Here is a 16,797-nt window from a genome sequence, read left to right as displayed (position 1 = left end):
TTCTTCGATTTCTTTTTTGTCTTTGCCTGCGATGAAGGCCGGAATGCAAACGTTTTCAAGTGCCGTAAATTCTGGTAAAAGCTGATGAAACTGAAAAATGAATCCCAACTGTAAATTTCGGAATTTTGAAATGGCTTTGTCGCTCATTTTCAAAAGGTTTTCACCATTGATGAATAATTCGGTCCCTTTTTCAGCCGTTGGTTTGTCAAGCGTACCCATAATTTGCAATAATGTGGTTTTTCCAGCCCCCGAAGCGCCAACTATTGATACGACTTCTCCCTTTTTGATGTGAAGATTAACGCCTTTAAGGACGTGTAGTTTATCGAAATATTTATGGATGTTTTTTATTTTGATCATCATTCTCAATTTGTACAAAGAAACGAAGATTTGATCAACTTTAAATCCAACAACCTTTAAAATTCGTAAGTGTGTTTATAAAGTTTAGTTAAAGAATCTTTGATGATTGGTTATATAGGTATATTTGATAAACAAAATTGAGCTATGAAAAGTTTATTTTTTAGTTGTTTTGCGCTTGTTATAATGTCTTGCGAAGCCAAGGACAAAAACAAGGTTAGTAATGTCAGTAAAGAAAATGAAATTGCAGTTATGGATAATCAAAAGCATGAAAAAGCAACATTTGCAGGCGGATGTTTCTGGTGTACGGAAGCGCTGTTTTTGGAATTGAAAGGGGTAGAGAAGGTGCTTCCCGGATATACAGGCGGAACAGTTAAGAATCCGTCCTATTCCGAAGTATGTACGGGAACCACAGGCCATGCCGAAGCTATTGAAATTATTTATAACCCGGATTTGATTTCTTACGAAGATTTACTGGAGGTTTTTTTCGGAACACACGATCCTACAACGTTAAATCGTCAGGGAGCCGATATTGGTACACAATACAGAAGTGAAATATTTTACCATTCGGAAGCACAGAAGAAAGCGGCCGAGAACTTCATCAAGTTATTAAACGATCAAAATATTTACGGTAAAAAAGTGGTTACAAAAGTTTCTGACGCGAAAGAATTTTATCCGGCGGAAGATTACCATCAGAATTATTACAACCGAAATAAAAACCAGGGGTATTGCATGGCAGTTATCAGTCCGAAATTGGATAAGCTGAAAAAAAACTACAAATCGAAACTGAAGTAGTTTGTGTTTATTTAAGTAATGGAAAAATGTAAGTTTAGATAACTAAATCTCTTTAAATGTACTTATTTCGAAATATTGGCATCGAATTTGAACCTGCTTTGTAAAAACATGTAAATGACAGAAACAGAAATAATAAAAACAGAAAAGAGTTTAAAAAACCGAAACCTTGTTTTAGGAATTATTTTCGATTTGATCGGATTTGCTTCTTATGGAGTTCCTGTTATAGCAGAAATCACCGATGTGGTCTGGGCTCCGATAGCAGGTTTTGTACTGTCACGCATGTACAAAGGAACAGTGGGTAGAGTAGGAGGTGTTTTAGAATTCTTGGAAGAAATAATTCCGGGAACGGATTTCATACCGACATTTACCTTAACGTGGATATACACTTATCTGATAAAGAAAGAGAAATAGAGGAAAAAGAAAAAAGGGATAAGGGAAAAGAGAATAGAGAAAAGATGTGACGTCTTATTCTCTTTTTTTATTTTCGAATGCATCGGCGATAAATCCTAATTTCATTCCGCGTAACATTTTGAAAACAAAGTTTTTAAAGAAAGTGTGTTGTCCGAATATTGTCCCAATCAAAACAAGCAAAACTTTATAAACCGGTAATATTATCAGGATATAAAGTGTCCAGTACAATACGGGATGTAAATTGTCTTTGGTAATGCCTAATAAATCCAGTATAGGCTTTGAAAGAAAGGAAGCCGTAGTTCCGGTAATGGCAAAAACGACGAATATGACCGCCATCTGCCAGTTACTTTTTATACCCCAACGCTGTTTTAAATTTGACATTTTTCAGAAATATGTCCAAAAATACAAATTATGGTCGAGGCGGGAAACCTCCCAAACGAATATTATTTTTTATTTGAAAATAAACCAGATAATTATAAAGCAAATAATTCACTTCGTAACCGTAATCCGTGCCATTTTGATAATCTATTTGCAGAAGATATAATTCGGCATCATGATTGGATTTTGGAGAACGGGCTCTGTTGTTCCATTCCACTACCCACGGAACATTTCTGCTTTCCAGGTAATTTTGACTATAGTAATTTCTCGGTTTTGCGGTAGTTTGTAACCAGGGTCTGAATCCAACATCTATAATGATTACTTCATAGCCCATATCAAGATTGGAAATGCGAACCGTATCATTGGCTTCTTCAGGTTTGTTTTCAGCAAGATTCTTTGCATTTGGGTTTGTTTCAGCAACAGGTTTTGTTGTCGAATTACATCCGAATATTACAGTAACCAATGCTACAACAACTATGTAAAGCAACGTTTTCATTACTTCAGAATTTCCTATAAAGTTACTAAAACTTAAACAAAAGAAATATCTAATTAACAAAAAAGCCAGACGTTATGATCTGGCTTTCAGTTGAATATTTGTGTTTACTTTCCGAACAGTTTGCCGAGAATTCCGCTTAAAAAACCTCCGCTTTTGCCTGAAACGGCTGCAGTAGCATCACTGATGTCTACTTTTCCGTCCCTGTTTTGATCCAATCCGAATTGGCCACCATATTTAGTAATGGCATCCATTAGTCCTGATCCGCCTCCAATAGAGTTAACAATATCAGAAACATTAAATCCGGGTTGATTCGGATCATTGGCTTTGCCTATTAAAGAACCTAATACGTTTGGAATCATACTTCCGGCGACACCAGAAGCAGTATCAGAACTCAAACCAAATTTCTGTCCCAGATTGCCCGAAAGCTGGTCGGTCAACTGTTTTACAACAGGATTTGACGCATCAAAATTTCCGCCTTTTAATAATCCTGCAATATCTTCTACATTGCCTTGAGCTGCCATATTTTGGAGTCCGGACAAAATACTGTTTCCGGTTTCGTTCATAACGGCTTCGTTGTGCTCGTTTGGAACTGACGGATTGTTAACAATGGCATCACCACCAAATTGTTTTACTAATTCTGATATCTGATCTAACATTGTGAAAAAATTAAAATTGAATATCAAATTTAGCAAAAAATAGTGGAAAATTTGTGTTAATCGTTCTTTAATAAGCTGATAATCTGCGTTGCAAGTTCTGTCCCGATTCTGTCTTGTGCTTCCAATGTAGCTGCGCCAATATGCGGTGTAAGAGAGATTTTCGGATGCATTAAAACCTGAATGGCCGGAGTTGGCTCTTCTTCAAAAACATCTAGTCCTGCAAAGAGAACTTTTTCATCATCAAGGGCGTCGATTAAGGCTACCTCGTCAATAGCACCACCTCTGGCGCAATTGATGATACCTACGCCATTTTTCATCATTGCGAATTCTTTGCTTCCAATCAAATGATCACCTACTGCAGGTGTATGAATGGTAATGAAATCAGAATGTTTGAAAATATCTTCCATAGGTTCTGTTTCGATGTTTACATTGATGAACTGACCATTGTAGAAATCCACTTTAATTACGGCTTCGTCCACATGTTTGTCTGTTGCTAAAACTTTCATTCCCAAGCCAAGCGCCATTCGCGCGACTTCACGCCCGATACGTCCAAAACCGATAATTCCGATCGTTTTTCCGCGGAGTTCGATTCCGTTCGCATAGGCTTTTTTCAAATTGTTGAATTGCGAATCGCCTTCCAAAGGCATATTTCTGTTGGCATCATGTAAAAAACGGGCACCGGAGAATAAGTGTGCGAAAACCAATTCCGCCACAGATTCAGATGAAGAAGCCGGAGTATTTATTACGTGAATTCCTTTTTCAACGGCATAATCCACGTCGATATTATCCATTCCGACACCACCGCGACCGATGATTTTTAAAGACGGACAATTGTCTATGATATCCTTGCGCACTTTGGTTGCACTACGGACCAAAAGTACAGAAATGTCATTTTTATTGATATAATTGGCAACCTGTTCCTGTGCCACTTTAGTTGTTATAACTTCAAATCCGGCTTTTTCAAGGGTATCAATTCCGCTTTCTGATAAGCCGTCGTTTGCTAATATTTTCATTTTTTTATTTTATTAATTTAAAGGGAAAAGAGACAAGAAACAAGAAACAAGAGACAAGAAAAAGGGAATTTATTACCATTTCTGTTTCAACTACCCTCTAAACTCTGCTTTCTTTTTTCTGCAATCAGCAATCTGCGACTACTTTCTGCCTTCTGCCTACTGATATCTGCCTACTGAATACTTTTTTCTAACTCTTTCATCACATCAACCAAAGCTTGAACGCTTTCAATTGGTAATGCATTATACATCGAAGCCCTGTAACCACCTACAGAACGGTGTCCGGTAATTCCTGAAATACCGGCTGCTTTCCACATTGAATCAAAAAGTTCTTTATGGTTTTCATCGTTCAATACAAAAGTTGCATTCATGTTTGAACGGTCTTCTTTTACGGTAGTTCCTCTGAATAATGGGTTTCGGTCTATTTCTTCGTAAAGTAATTTGGCTTTAGCGTCATTAATCTTTTCAATTGCTGTGATTCCGCCAAGTTTTTTCAGCCATTGCAAGGTAAGAAGTGATGTGTATACCGCAAAAACAGCAGGAGTATTGTACATACTTTCTTTTTCAATGTGCTGCTGATAGTTCATGATGTTTGGAATCGCTCTTCCGGTTTTGCCAAGAATTTCTTCTTTAACAACAATAAGAGTAGTTCCTGCAGGTCCCATGTTTTTCTGGGCTCCGGCATAAATCAAATCGAATTTTGAAAAATCCAACGTTCTGGAAAAAATATCCGAGCTCATGTCGCAAACTATCGGAACATTGGTTTCCGGAAAGCTTTTCATTTGAGTTCCGAAAATGGTATTGTTGCTCGTGCAGTGGAAATAATCCGCATCTGCCGGGATAGCGTACTCTTTCGGAATATAAACGTAATTGTCTGGTTTGGAAGAGGCCACAACAACTGTTTCACCAAAAGGTTTTGCTTCTTTGATTGCCCCGCTTGCCCACGTTCCTGTATCCAGATAGGCTGCTTTTCCGTTGACTTTCATTAGATTATAAGGAACCCGTAAGAATTCCATGCTCGCACCACCTTGTAAAAACAAAGCCTGGTAGCCTTTACCTGTTAGCCCTAAAAGCTCTAAAGCCAATGCTCTGGCTTCTTCCATTACGGCAACAAAAGCCTTGTCTCTATGCGAAATCTCCAAAATGGACAATCCCATTCCATTGAAATCCAATACAGCTTGTGATGCTTTTTCAAATACTTCTTGTGGCAGAATGCAAGGTCCTGCGCTGAAATTATGTTTTTTCATTACTTTTAATCGTTAAAAACCTGGATTACTGCTTCTTTTTCAATCAAATCGGTAAATTTACCATTAAAGCGGGTTGCTTTTACAAGATGGTTGTCAATCCAGTGATAATTTCCGCCTCTTGGTTTACCAAATAAGATGCTGTGAAACTGGAACCCGTGTTTGTTAAGCCATTCTGTCGTTACTTTACGGTGTTCTTCTGTTCTTGAAGTAAAGAGGCAAATCTGATGGCCTTCATCATACCATTTATTGATGGTTTCCAAGGCATCAGGAAAGGGTTCACAGGTTGCCATTCTTTCGGGTTGTTCGTTGGGAACGTCTTCCGTGATTGTACCATCAATGTCAATAAGGTAGTTCTTAACCCCGTTTGGTAAAACAGGACTAATGTTGTCTTTGTGTTGTAGTTGCATTAGAGTTGTGTGTTTAATGCAAGCAAATTTCAATAAAAAAACCGAATTTATTTATAAAAAAACACAAATTGTGTGATTATTATTGTTTTTAGGGATAAAATGCTATAATTTTAATAAAAATGAAATAGTATCGATATTATCAGCATAATCACATAATTCAGGATTTTGTGATTTTCCGAACGAAATACTGCGATTTATCAAATTATTTGACACGATACACTGTATTTTTTCTGAATCTTCTAACAGTTTGCTTTTTATGGCTTCCAAATCATCGTAATATTCATAAAAGACAGATGAAATAGGGGAAGAATAACTGGAATCTTCTTTCAAAGTTAAAAATTCATTATCCAAAAGAGGGAAGAGGCTCATCAGAAAAACCGCTTTGTTATAATCGTAATTATTAGCGTATTTCTCATAATGAATAATGTCTCCGTATTTGTAAATCGCTTCGAAGAAGAGTTTGAAATCGTATCCTCTAGGCACAAAAAGTTTGGAAACATTTCGGCATCCCAAACCAAAATATCGGAAGATGTCTTCTCCTAAAGCTTCCAAATCTTCTTTGGATTCTTTTCCGTCAAGAACGGCAACAGAATTTCTGTTTTTACGGATGATGTTGGGAACATCTTTAAAATAATAATCAAAATAACGTGCTGTATTATTGCTTCCGGTGGCAATTACCGCGTCAAAATTTTCCAATTTTCCTTCGGTGAAAGTAATGTGGTCAGCCATTCCGGGAGCTACTGCGATGAGGTAATCGGCAAGGAAAGGAAGTAACTTCTGATCGTTGGAAGACGTTTTTACTAAAACGTTATGTCCGGATAGTAAAACGCTTAAAAAATCATGGAAACCTACCAGTGGAATGTTACCCGCAAGGATTAATCCGACAGTTTTTGGCTGAACATTAGAAAAGTCATAAGCAGAAAGCCATTCGGAAAGATTTTCCTCGGTCAAGGATTCTGCCCAGGAATCAATAGCGTAATGCACCTGTTCCGGTGTAAACCAGCCGTTGTGACTTTGTGATAATTCAATCAGGTCGATACACTTATCAAAAAACAAATCATTGTGCAGAACGCCTTCTTTTTTAGAGGAATTATCCAATGAAAACTGACTTAAAAATTTACCTAATTCGATGAAAGCCGATTTTTTCTGATTAAGGTTCATATAATTTGTTTATGATAGGTTTAGATTGTAATTTTGTGCAAATTTACAGCTTATTAATTAATTTACGCTATGGCAATCATTATAACAGACGAATGTATCAACTGCGGGGCTTGTGAACCGGAGTGTCCGAATACTGCAATTTATGAAGGAGCAGACGATTGGAGATACAAAGACGGAACAAGTTTAAGAGGAAAAGTGGTGCTTCCTGACGGAACAGAAGTTGATGCGGATGCTCCACAAACTCCTATTTCAGATGATATTTATTATATTGTCCCAGGAAAATGTACGGAATGTAAAGGATTCCATGAAGAACCGCAATGTGCTGCCGTTTGTCCGGTAGATTGTTGCGTTCCGGATGATAATCATGTGGAAAACGAAGAAACGTTGTTAAACAGACAATCGTTTTTACATAACGAATAAGTTTCTTTGAATAAAGTATTTATAAGCCTGATTAGTTTTATGACTTTTCAGGCTTTTTTATGGACTTGCTGAAATGAATTCATAAAAAAAACCGTCCTGCAAAATGCAAAAACGGTTTTTTAAACAAACTAAACCAATTTTAAAGTCAATTAACCCATCGGATTAAAAGCAGTAAGTGTTCTCGGCCACAACTTTAGCAGCGATAGTCTCTCGTAAAGCCGCTACGTTTGGCATGTTTGTGTATTTTGTGAAACGACGTAATCCCATTAACATCATGCGTTGTTCATCTCCTTCTGCGAAAGAGGCAATACCTTCTTTCCCTTTTTGGGTGACGGTATCTACAGCGTGATATAAATACAATTGCGTCATTGCAATTTGTTCTTTTATGTTTTCGGCGCCTTTTGATTTTGCTAATTTTTCGGTTCTCAAGATGGCACTTTCTGCCATATAGATTTCAATCAGCATATCGGCTGCGGCCATAAGTAATTGCTGGTGTGCTTCCAAATCAGGACCATATTTCTGAACAGCAGAACCTGCAACCATTAAGAAGGCTTTTTTCAGTTTTCCGATCATTTCTTTTTCTTCGGCAAATAATTCGGAATAATCCGGGATGTCGAAAGAAGGGATTCCCATTAGTTCTTCGGCAACTTTCATGGCCGGACCTAATAAGTCTACATGTCCTTTCATTGCTTTTTTAATCAGCATTCCAACGGACAGCATACGGTTGATTTCGTTGGTTCCTTCGTAAATACGGGCGATGCGCGCATCTCTCCAGGCGGCTTCCATCGGTGTATCTTCAGAGAATCCCATACCTCCAAAGATTTGGATACCTTCGTCGGTACAATTTTGGATATCTTCAGAAACGGCAACTTTTAAAATAGAACACTCGATGGCAAATTCTTCAACACCTTTTAATTCTGCTTCCTGATGTGAATTTCCTTCTGCTTCACGTGCATTGATTCTTTCTTCGATGCTACCGGTGGCGCGATATGTTGCACTTTCGCCGGCATAACATGAAGTGGCCATCTCTGCAATTTTAGAACGAATCGCTCCGAAATTGGCAATAGGTGTGTTAAACTGAAGTCTTTCGTTAGCATATTTTACGGCTCCGGAAATAGTTCGGCGCTGTGCATCTAAACATGCAGCAGCTAATTTAATACGACCGATGTTTAAAGCATTCATGGCAATTTTGAAACCTTCTCCACGACCGGCCAACATATTTTCAGCAGGAACTATTGTGTCGCTAAAGAAAACCTGACGTGTAGAGGAGGAGCGGATTCCTAATTTGTGTTCTTCCTCACCAAGGGTAATTCCGTTTGGATTGGCCGAATCGTATTCTACTATGAAACCTGTAATGTTTTTATCGTGCTCGATTCTTGCAAAAACAATCATCAGATGACAGAAACCGGCATTGGAAATCCACATTTTCTGTCCGTTTATTTTATAACTTTTACCATCGGCTGAAAGTTCTGCTCTCGTTTTTCCGGAATTGGCATCCGAACCGGCATCCGGCTCTGTTAAACAGTAGGAACCAAACCATTCTCCGCTGGCTAATTTCGGAACGTATTTTTGTTTTTGTTCTTCGGTTCCGTATAATGTGATTGGCATTGTCCCGATTCCGGTATGTGCTCCAAAAGCGGTTGAGAACGAGCCTGTTGCACCTGAAATATAATCACAAACCAACACGGTATTTACGAATCCCATACCTAATCCGCCATATTCTTCCGGAACAGCTACGCCAAGAAAACCTAGTTCTCCGGCTTTTTTCATGCATTCCTCTGTATAGGCATAATCCTTTTTCTCAAATTTATCTTTATGGGCCCAAAGTTCTTTATCGACAAACTCTTTAACCGAGTCGCGCATCATAATTTGGTCTTCGTTAAAATCTTCAGGTGTGAAAACAGTTTCACATTTGGTTTCTTTTACCAAAAACTGTCCGCCTCTTGTGATATCTTCCGTTGTTTTAGCTGCGATATTTTCCATAGTTTTAGTTTTTTAGACTTTATAGATGCAAGAACCAAGAATCAAGAAGTAAGATGTCAATAGAATTCAGATGAAAAATGATACGAAGGAGATTTGATAATCATAATTCGAATCATTTTGTCCTATTTTCTAATTTAATTCTAACTTACTTATGAAACTGGTCATCATCTTTTGAAATTCGATTATTTTGTTTTCTATTTCTTCTGTTTTTTCTTTTGATAAATACTCATTTTGAAGAGCTATCAGTAACTGCGTTTGTAATTCAAATGAAGACCCTAAACTGATATTTAAAAAATGTTGAAAATGTTTATTTCCTCTATTTGAACCTTCAGCAATATTTGATGGCATCGAAACCGAACACTTGTTCATTTGACTAATCAAACCGTAAGTTTCTGATTTTGGAAATGTCTTACATAATTTAAAAATTTCGGATGTAATCTCCATTGACAGAATCCAAACCTTCAGATTTTTGAAGTTGTGGCGCATACTATTTTTTTTTTTGGCGTATATTTTTAAGACTCTTATTCGAATCTTGCTTCTTGCTTCTTGTCTCTTGTCTCTTGTCTCTACAACAACTCATAAATTCCTGCAGTCCCCTGACCAGTTCCAACACACATGGTTACCATTCCGTATTTGTTTCCGCGGCGTTTCATTTCGTCGAACAACTGAACGGAAAGTTTAGCTCCGGTACAGCCCAGTGGATGACCTAAAGCAATAGCACCTCCATTTACGTTTACGATATCCGGATTTAATCCCAATTCACGAATAACAGCTAAAGACTGTGATGCAAAAGCCTCGTTTAATTCTATTAATTCGATGTCTTTCAATTGCATTCCGGCTTGTTTTACAGCTTTAGGAATTGCTTTTACCGGACCGATTCCCATAATTCTTGGCTCAACACCGGAAGAAGCGAAGTTTACCAATCGTGCAATCGGTTCAAGGTTTAATTCCTTTACCAGTTCTTCGGACATTACTAATACGAAAGCCGCTCCATCACTCATTTGCGAAGAGTTTCCGGCAGTAACCGAACCATCAGCAGCGAAAACGGGTTTTAATTTTGACAGAGCTTCTTTGTTGGTATCGGCTCTTGGACCTTCATCTTTAGTAACAACATAAGATTTGGTCGCTTTTTTACTATTCTCATCGATATAAACCTGTTCCACGGTAATCGGAACTATTTGGTTGTCGAATTTGCCTTCAGCTTGAGCTTTCAAAGCTTTCATGTGCGAATTGTACGCAAACTCATCCTGATCTTCACGGGAAACGTTGAATTGTTTGGCTACCGCTTCGGCAGTTAGTCCCATTCCCCAGTAATAATCTTCGTGACCTGCCGCCGCTGCTTTGTAATCCGGTGTGGGTTTGTAACCGCCCATCGGAATATAACTCATGCTTTCTGCTCCGCCGGCGATGATACAATGTGCCATTCCGGATTGGATTTTAGCAGTAGCCATCCCGATAGTTTCAATTCCTGAAGCGCAATAACGGTTTACGGTTACCCCAGGGACATCGTCGATTTTCAATCCCATTAAGGAAATTAATCGGGCCATGTTTAAACCCTGTTCTGCTTCCGGCATGGCATTTCCAACCATTACGTCGTCGATTCGGGTTTTGTCGAAGTCCGGCAATTCCTTCATCATATATTCGATGGTTTCAGCTGCCAGTTCATCAGGTCTTTTAAAGCGGAACACTCCTTTTGGTGCTTTACCAACGGCGGTTCTGTATGCTTTTACTATATATGCTGTTTTCATTTTTTATTTTTTTGAGATGAAAGAGTCAAGAGTCAAGAACCAAGATTGATTTACAGTTTCTTTCACTTTCTTCTTGTTTCCTGTATCGATTTTCTAATTGCGAAGTGGTTTTCCTTTAGTTAACATAAATTGGATTCTTTCCAATGTTTTCCTTTCGGTACAAAGTGATAAGAAAGCCTCTCTTTCCAAATCCAGTAAGTACTGTTCGCTTACTAAAGTTGGTTCCGATAAATCGCCGCCGGCCATTACATAAGCCAGTTTGTTGGCAATTTTTCGATCATGTTCCGAGATGTATTGTCCTGCCTTCATCTGATCAGTTCCTACCAAAAACATTCCTAAAGCCTGTTTTCCTAAAACTTTAATGTCTTTACGTTTTGCCGGTTGTGTGTATCCTGCTTCGGCCATTAAAAGTGCTTGTTTCTTGGCTTCAGCAATTTGACGGTCTTTGTTAACCACAACAATATCCCTTCCTTTTTGAAGAACACCGATGTCGAAAGCTTCGTAGGCAGATGTAGCCACTTTGGCCATACCAATTGAAAGGAAATATTCCTGCAGTGTGTTCAATTCGACGTCGTTTTTTCGGAATAAATCCGAAGCACGAAGCGCCATTTCTTTAGAACCACCGCCGCCCGGAATTACACCCACACCGAATTCAACCAATCCGATATAAGTTTCTGCTGCGGCTACAGCTCTGTCTGCATGCATGGTAAGCTCACAACCACCACCTAAAGTCATTCCGTGAGGCGCTGCAATTACAGGAATTCCCGAATAGCGCAGGCGCATCATGGTGTCCTGGAACGTTTTGATGGCCATGTTTAATTCATCATATTCCTGTTCGACAGCCATCATGAAAATCATTGCAATATTCGCGCCAACCGAGAAGTTAGCTGCCTGATTTCCAATTACTAATCCCTGATAATCTTTTTCTGCCAATTCGACAGCTTTATTGATTCCCTGAATTACACCTCCGCCAATAGAGTTCATTTTTGACTGGAATTCCAGATTCAAAATTCCGTCTCCCAAATCCTGGATCACGGCTTCACTATTGCTCCATATTTTTTTGTTTTCGCGGATGTTATTCAGGATGATGAAAGCATCTTGTCCCGGAACTTTTACCTGCGATTTTGAAGCAATATCATAATAATAGGTTGCACCTTCTTTAACTGTGTAGAAGGATTTGTTTCCGGATGCAAGCATATCGGTTACCCAAATAGCAGGAGCAAGTCCTTCGGCTTTCATTAATTCGATTCCTTTTTCCACACCGATGGCGTCCCAAATTTCGAACGGCCCATTTTCCCAACCGAAACCGGCTTTCATGGCATCGTCAATTTTGTAGAAGTCATCTGTAATTTCAGGTACGCGATTGGAAACGTAAGCGAACATTGCAGTGAAGTTCTTTCTGTAGAATTCACCTGCTTTATCGGTTCCTTTTACCAATACTTTGAAACGGTCTATAGCTTTGTCAATCGTTTTTGTCATTTCCAACGTAGCGAATGATGCTTTTTTAGCCGCTCGGTATTCTAATGTGTCTAAATCTAAAGAAAGAATGTCTTTATCAACTTTTTTATAAAAACCCTGGCCAGTTTTGCTTCCGAACCAGTTGTTTTCCATCATTTTATTGATGAAATCCGGAAGTTTGAACAATTCGTGTGCCTCATCGTCCTTGCAGTTTTCGTATAAACCATTGGCAACGTGAACCAAAGTGTCCAGACCCACTACATCAACTGTTCGGAAAGTTGCTGATTTAGGTCTTCCGATTACAGGACCTGTTAGTTTGTCAACCTCTTCAATGGTTAACCCCATGTCTTTTACCAAATGGAACAGACTCATGATGCCGAAGATTCCAATCCTGTTTCCGATGAATGCAGGAGTATCTTTGGCAATAACCGAAGTTTTTCCCAGGAATTTTTCGCCATATTCATTTAAGAAATCTAGTACTTCTGTAGAAGTTTGCGGTCCCGGAATGATCTCGAACAATTTCAAATAGCGGGCAGGGTTAAAGAAGTGTGTTCCGCAGAAATGTTTCTGGAAATCCTCACTTCTTCCTTCACTCATAAAGTGAATGGGAATACCCGAAGTATTGGAAGTTATTAGTGTTCCCGGTTTTCTGTATTTTTCAATCTGTTCGAAAACAGCTTTTTTGATGTCCAAACGTTCAACCACAACTTCGATGATCCAGTCATACTCCTTGATTTTTGGCAAATCATCCGTAGTGTTTCCGGTTGTGATACGACTTGCAAATCTCTGATCGTAAATAGGTGAGGGCTTCGATTTAAGAGCATTTGCTAAATGATCATTCACCAATCGGTTTCGGACTGCTTTATTTTCCAGAGTAAGTCCTTTCTTTTCTTCCGCTTCGGTCAGTTCTCTCGGAATAATGTCCAAGAGCAGCACTTCGACACCTATATTGGCAAAATGACAAGCAATTCCGGATCCCATAATTCCGGATCCAATCACCGCTACTTTTTTGATAAGTCGTTTCATCTGTTAGGTTGTTTTTTTTGATGGTTATGGTAACGATTTAAGTTTCAATCTCTTATTGTGAATACAGATAAAGACTTGAATCGTTCATTTTATATTTTTTAATTTATTCTTTATTTTCTGTGTTGAATATGGATTTATCGGCAATCAGTTCATTAATGATTTCTGCCACTTCCATAAAACTGTTCAACTGTTCTTCGGTTACTTTTTTTCGTACTGTTTCATTGAATTTCAACACAGTCGATTTTGACAACTCTCTTTTTTCTTTTCCTAATTTGGTAAGGTGGATTATGACTCCTCTTCCGTCAGTTGGATTTTTCTTCCGAATAATTAAACCTTTTTCTTCCATTGACTTTAAAGTCCGGGTCAGACTTGTTGCTTCCATTCCCATTCGGGTTCCTATAGCTGTTGAAGGTGTGCCTTTTTCCCGGTCTATGCTCAATAGGGCAAATCCGGTAGCCATTGTGGCACCATATTTTGTAGCCTCTTCATTATACATTCTTGCTACTGCCTGCCAGGTGGCTCTTAAAACATAATCTATAGTTTTGTCTTTCATATTTTTCTAAAAGGAATTCAAATATACAAATATTTATTATGCATGCATAATAAAATTATATTATTTTTAAGTTTGTTAAAAAAAAACTCCTCAATTGAGAGGAGTATGAGAGTTTTTATTGGTTATTGTAAATTTTATTATAAAGATTTTGATATTTTTCTTTTATTATTTTACGTTTTAATTTCATGGTTGGTGTTAAATGACCTCCATCAATAGACCAGGTGTCCGGGGTAAGTTCTATCTTTTTGACCTGTTCCCAGTTTCCGAATTTTTTGTTTATTTCTTCCACTTCTTCCTCGATACGTTGTTTAACTTCCGGATTTGAAGAGATTTCCGCTTCTGTTGTACCGATGTTCAGACCTTTTAGTTTAGCCCATTCTTTAAGAAAATCAAAATTAGGCTGAATGAATGCGCCCGGCATTTTTTCACCGTCACCAATTACCATAATCTGTTCTATGAAACGGGATTGTTTGAATGTGTTTTCCAAAACCTGGGGAGCGACATATTTTCCGCCGGATGTTTTGAACATTTCTTTTTTACGATCAGTGATTTTTAAAAATCCTTCCGAATCAACTTCGCCGATATCGCCTGTATGGAAATAACCGCCATTAAGTACTTCATTTGTTTGGGTTTCATCTTTGTAATAGCCTATCATTATATTCGGACCTTTGCACAGGATTTCACCGTCTTCGGCAATCTTTACTTCAACACCATCTAAAACACGGCCAACGGTTCCGATTTTAAAACCTCTGTTTCTTTGATCGTTAACAGATATTACAGGTGAACTTTCGGTCAAGCCGTATCCTTCCATGATTGGGATTCCTGCAGCGGCGAATACTCTGGTCAGTCTCGGTTGAAGTGCTGCACTTCCGGAAACCATAAGCTCGAGTTCTCCTCCCAATCCTTCTTTCCATTTACTGAAAATTAATTTTCTTGCTATTTTTAATTGGAACTCATACCACCAGCCGTTGGCTTCATAGGGTTCATACTTTAAACCTAATTCAATAGCCCAGAAGAAAAGTTTCTTTTTTATTCCGGTTAAGTCGGCACCTTTAGCATATATTTTGTCGTACACTTTTTCCAAAAGACGTGGCACCGCCGTCATTACGTTTGGTTTCACCTCTTTTAGATTGTCACTCATTTTTTCAATGCTTTCTGCAAAGTAGATTGAAATACCATAATACTGGTAGAGGTACAAAATCATTCTTTCAAAAATATGACAAACAGGCAAAAAGCTTAAACCACGACAATCACCTGCTCTTAAAGGTACTCTTGGCGCACTCATCAATACATCTGAAACAATGTTTAGGTGGCTTAACATAACACCTTTCGGGCGTCCTGTAGTTCCGGAAGTATAGATGATTGTAGCTAAATCATTTGTTGTGATACTGTTTTTTCTTTCCTCGACAGCATCCTGATTTGAATTGTCCTCACCTGATTGCAAAACTTCTTTCCAGCTTTTACATCCCTGAATATCATTATAGGAGAAGATTTCTTTTAATGATGGGACATTTTGCTTTATGGAGTTTATTTTGGTAAAAACCTCAATGTCTGAAATGAAACAGTATTTAGATTCTGAATGGTTTAAAATATATTCATAATCTTCTGCTGAAATAGTCGGATAAATAGGGACTGTTTGTGCTCCGGTTTGTAAAACCCCGATATCGGTAATGTTCCACTCCGTTCTGTTATTGGAGGAAATAATCGCTATTTTGTCGTTTTTCTGAACTCCCATACGAAGCAATCCTCTTGAAATAGTATTTGCTTTGTCTAAATATTCCTTTGTGGAAGTCTTAATCCATTCTTCGTTTTGTTTTGTTACTAAAGCATCGGATAAATTATATTTTTCCAGCTGATAATATGGGAAATCAAAAAGACGTGTAATTTGGCTCATTTTTTCAGATTTTATTTCTGCAAATTATGAAAAATTAAATTTTATTGCAAAAAAAAAGGAAAAAGGGCGGGTGTTTGCAGGTTTTTACTGTTTTATTTTCAAAATATGAAGCATAAAGTATTGATATTTATTGCTTTGGGTTTGGATCAAAAAACATTTAATCTTTTAGGTGCGTACCTTATTTGAAGGTTTTTTCTGTTTTTTATGTTGAAATTTGTAAGTGAATCGATATTTGTTAAGCAGTTAAAAAATGAAAATAGTATGAAAGCATAGTATTTTTTGAATATTGGAAGGCTAATTTCAAACTTAAAATATTATTAATCTTTTCATAATGAAGCGGTTTTCAGTCTCATATTTCGTAGTTTTGGGCACAAAATAAATCGATTTCCAATACCTACTATGAAGAATTTCTTTCGTATAAGTGAATATAAGGCTCTGGTTTACAGGTTATTGTTAGCATATGTTTTTTACTTTATTGCCCGCGTCTTATTCTTTGCCTATAACTACAGTTTATTGAAAATTGCTTCGGCAGGAGAATTTTTCAGATTGGCTTATCATGGGTTAACCTTTGATACGACAGCGATTCTGTACGTAAATGGTCTTTTCATATTGTTTTCGGTCCTACCTTTTTGGATTAACACAAAACATGGCTATCAGAAGTTTTTGTTTTATCTCTATTTCGGTACCAATCTGATAGCTTATGCCACGAATTTCATCGATTTAATTTATTACAGATTTATTTATGCCCGCACTACAATTGCGGTTTGGGATTCTCTGAAGCATGAAAATGATAAAGGGTC

17 protein-coding genes and 1 pseudogene are annotated in these 16,797 nt (G+C 37.9%); 4 read left to right on the top strand and 14 right to left on the bottom strand.

Annotation, left to right across the window (positions count from 1 at the left end):
- Positions 1 to 357 (bottom strand): ABC transporter ATP-binding protein (locus VLB74_RS12170; RefSeq protein WP_325203730.1); only part of this gene is annotated, 357 nt, incomplete at its 3' end.
- Between the two features lie 249 nt (positions 358 to 606).
- On the opposite strand from VLB74_RS12170, the gene msrA reads away from it, so the two are divergent.
- Both msrA and VLB74_RS12160 read left to right on the top strand, forming a co-directional pair.
- Positions 607 to 1,149 carry a peptide-methionine (S)-S-oxide reductase MsrA gene (msrA, locus tag VLB74_RS12165; RefSeq protein WP_325203729.1) on the top strand — a complete coding sequence of 181 codons (543 nt, stop codon included), beginning with the start codon at positions 607 to 609 and terminating at the stop codon, positions 1,147 to 1,149.
- Between the two features lie 114 nt (positions 1,150 to 1,263).
- A complete protein-coding gene (locus tag VLB74_RS12160) occupies positions 1,264 to 1,560 on the top strand; it encodes a hypothetical protein (RefSeq protein WP_325203728.1) in 297 nt (98 codons plus the stop codon).
- Positions 1,561 to 1,614: 54 nt separating this feature from the next.
- Here VLB74_RS12160 and VLB74_RS12155 read toward each other — a convergent pair whose 3' ends face one another.
- The 7 genes from VLB74_RS12155 to VLB74_RS12125 form a co-directional block, all read right to left on the bottom strand.
- A complete protein-coding gene (locus tag VLB74_RS12155; RefSeq protein ID WP_325203727.1) occupies positions 1,615 to 1,941 on the bottom strand; it encodes a DUF6787 family protein in 327 nt (108 codons plus the stop codon).
- Positions 1,942 to 1,969: 28 nt separating this feature from the next.
- On the bottom strand, positions 1,970 to 2,434 hold the full coding sequence (locus VLB74_RS12150; protein ID WP_325203726.1) for a DUF6146 family protein: 465 nt from the start codon (positions 2,432 to 2,434) through the stop codon (positions 1,970 to 1,972).
- Positions 2,435 to 2,538: 104 nt separating this feature from the next.
- The gene (locus VLB74_RS12145) at positions 2,539 to 3,090 is read right to left on the bottom strand and encodes a hypothetical protein (RefSeq protein WP_325203725.1); all 552 of its coding nucleotides are present in this window, start codon (positions 3,088 to 3,090) and stop codon (positions 2,539 to 2,541) included.
- Between the two features lie 56 nt (positions 3,091 to 3,146).
- Entirely contained in the window at positions 3,147 to 4,103 is a 957-nt protein-coding gene (locus VLB74_RS12140; protein ID WP_325203724.1) for a D-2-hydroxyacid dehydrogenase, read from the bottom strand.
- Between the two features lie 170 nt (positions 4,104 to 4,273).
- Positions 4,274 to 5,347 (bottom strand): 3-phosphoserine/phosphohydroxythreonine transaminase, encoded by a 1,074-nt coding sequence (gene serC / locus VLB74_RS12135; protein ID WP_325203723.1) that lies wholly within the window; start codon positions 5,345 to 5,347, stop codon positions 4,274 to 4,276.
- A gap of 5 nt (positions 5,348 to 5,352) precedes the next feature.
- Complete coding sequence (locus VLB74_RS12130; RefSeq protein WP_325203722.1) at positions 5,353 to 5,754, bottom strand: LNS2 domain-containing protein; 402 nt, start codon at positions 5,752 to 5,754, stop codon at positions 5,353 to 5,355.
- Between the two features lie 102 nt (positions 5,755 to 5,856).
- Positions 5,857 to 6,915 (bottom strand): acyl-CoA reductase, encoded by a 1,059-nt coding sequence (locus VLB74_RS12125; protein WP_325203721.1) that lies wholly within the window; start codon positions 6,913 to 6,915, stop codon positions 5,857 to 5,859.
- 69 nt (positions 6,916 to 6,984) lie between these two features.
- Between VLB74_RS12125 and VLB74_RS12120 the strand changes: the two genes are divergently transcribed.
- Positions 6,985 to 7,335, top strand: a complete 351-nt coding sequence (locus tag VLB74_RS12120) for a 4Fe-4S dicluster domain-containing protein (protein ID WP_325203720.1) — start codon at positions 6,985 to 6,987, stop codon at positions 7,333 to 7,335.
- A gap of 162 nt (positions 7,336 to 7,497) precedes the next feature.
- On the opposite strand, the gene VLB74_RS12115 is transcribed toward VLB74_RS12120, so the two are convergent.
- The 6 genes from VLB74_RS12115 to VLB74_RS12090 all read right to left on the bottom strand — a co-directional run bounded on the left by VLB74_RS12115 (position 7,498) and on the right by VLB74_RS12090 (position 15,997).
- Entirely contained in the window at positions 7,498 to 9,318 is a 1,821-nt protein-coding gene (locus VLB74_RS12115) for an acyl-CoA dehydrogenase family protein (protein ID WP_325203719.1), read from the bottom strand.
- Positions 9,319 to 9,447: 129 nt separating this feature from the next.
- Entirely contained in the window at positions 9,448 to 9,804 is a 357-nt protein-coding gene (locus VLB74_RS12110) for a four helix bundle protein (RefSeq protein WP_325203718.1), read from the bottom strand.
- Between the two features lie 80 nt (positions 9,805 to 9,884).
- Entirely contained in the window at positions 9,885 to 11,066 is a 1,182-nt protein-coding gene (locus VLB74_RS12105) for an acetyl-CoA C-acyltransferase (RefSeq protein ID WP_325203717.1), read from the bottom strand.
- A gap of 93 nt (positions 11,067 to 11,159) precedes the next feature.
- Positions 11,160 to 13,550 carry a 3-hydroxyacyl-CoA dehydrogenase/enoyl-CoA hydratase family protein gene (locus VLB74_RS12100; RefSeq protein WP_325203716.1) on the bottom strand — a complete coding sequence of 797 codons (2,391 nt, stop codon included), beginning with the start codon at positions 13,548 to 13,550 and terminating at the stop codon, positions 11,160 to 11,162.
- 103 nt (positions 13,551 to 13,653) lie between these two features.
- Entirely contained in the window at positions 13,654 to 14,103 is a 450-nt protein-coding gene (locus VLB74_RS12095) for a MarR family winged helix-turn-helix transcriptional regulator (protein ID WP_325203715.1), read from the bottom strand.
- Between the two features lie 115 nt (positions 14,104 to 14,218).
- A complete protein-coding gene (locus tag VLB74_RS12090) occupies positions 14,219 to 15,997 on the bottom strand; it encodes an AMP-dependent synthetase/ligase (protein WP_325203714.1) in 1,779 nt (592 codons plus the stop codon).
- Positions 15,998 to 16,396: 399 nt separating this feature from the next.
- Between VLB74_RS12090 and VLB74_RS12085 the strand changes: the two are divergent.
- Positions 16,397 to 16,797: pseudogene (locus VLB74_RS12085) on the top strand (LTA synthase family protein); the annotation flags it as partial.

Origin of the sequence: Flavobacterium sp., from assembly GCF_035456225.1 — a bacterium.
In the GTDB taxonomy this organism is placed as follows: Bacteria; Bacteroidota; Bacteroidia; order Flavobacteriales; family Flavobacteriaceae; genus Flavobacterium.
This window is presented reverse-complemented; position numbering and strand designations above follow the sequence as displayed.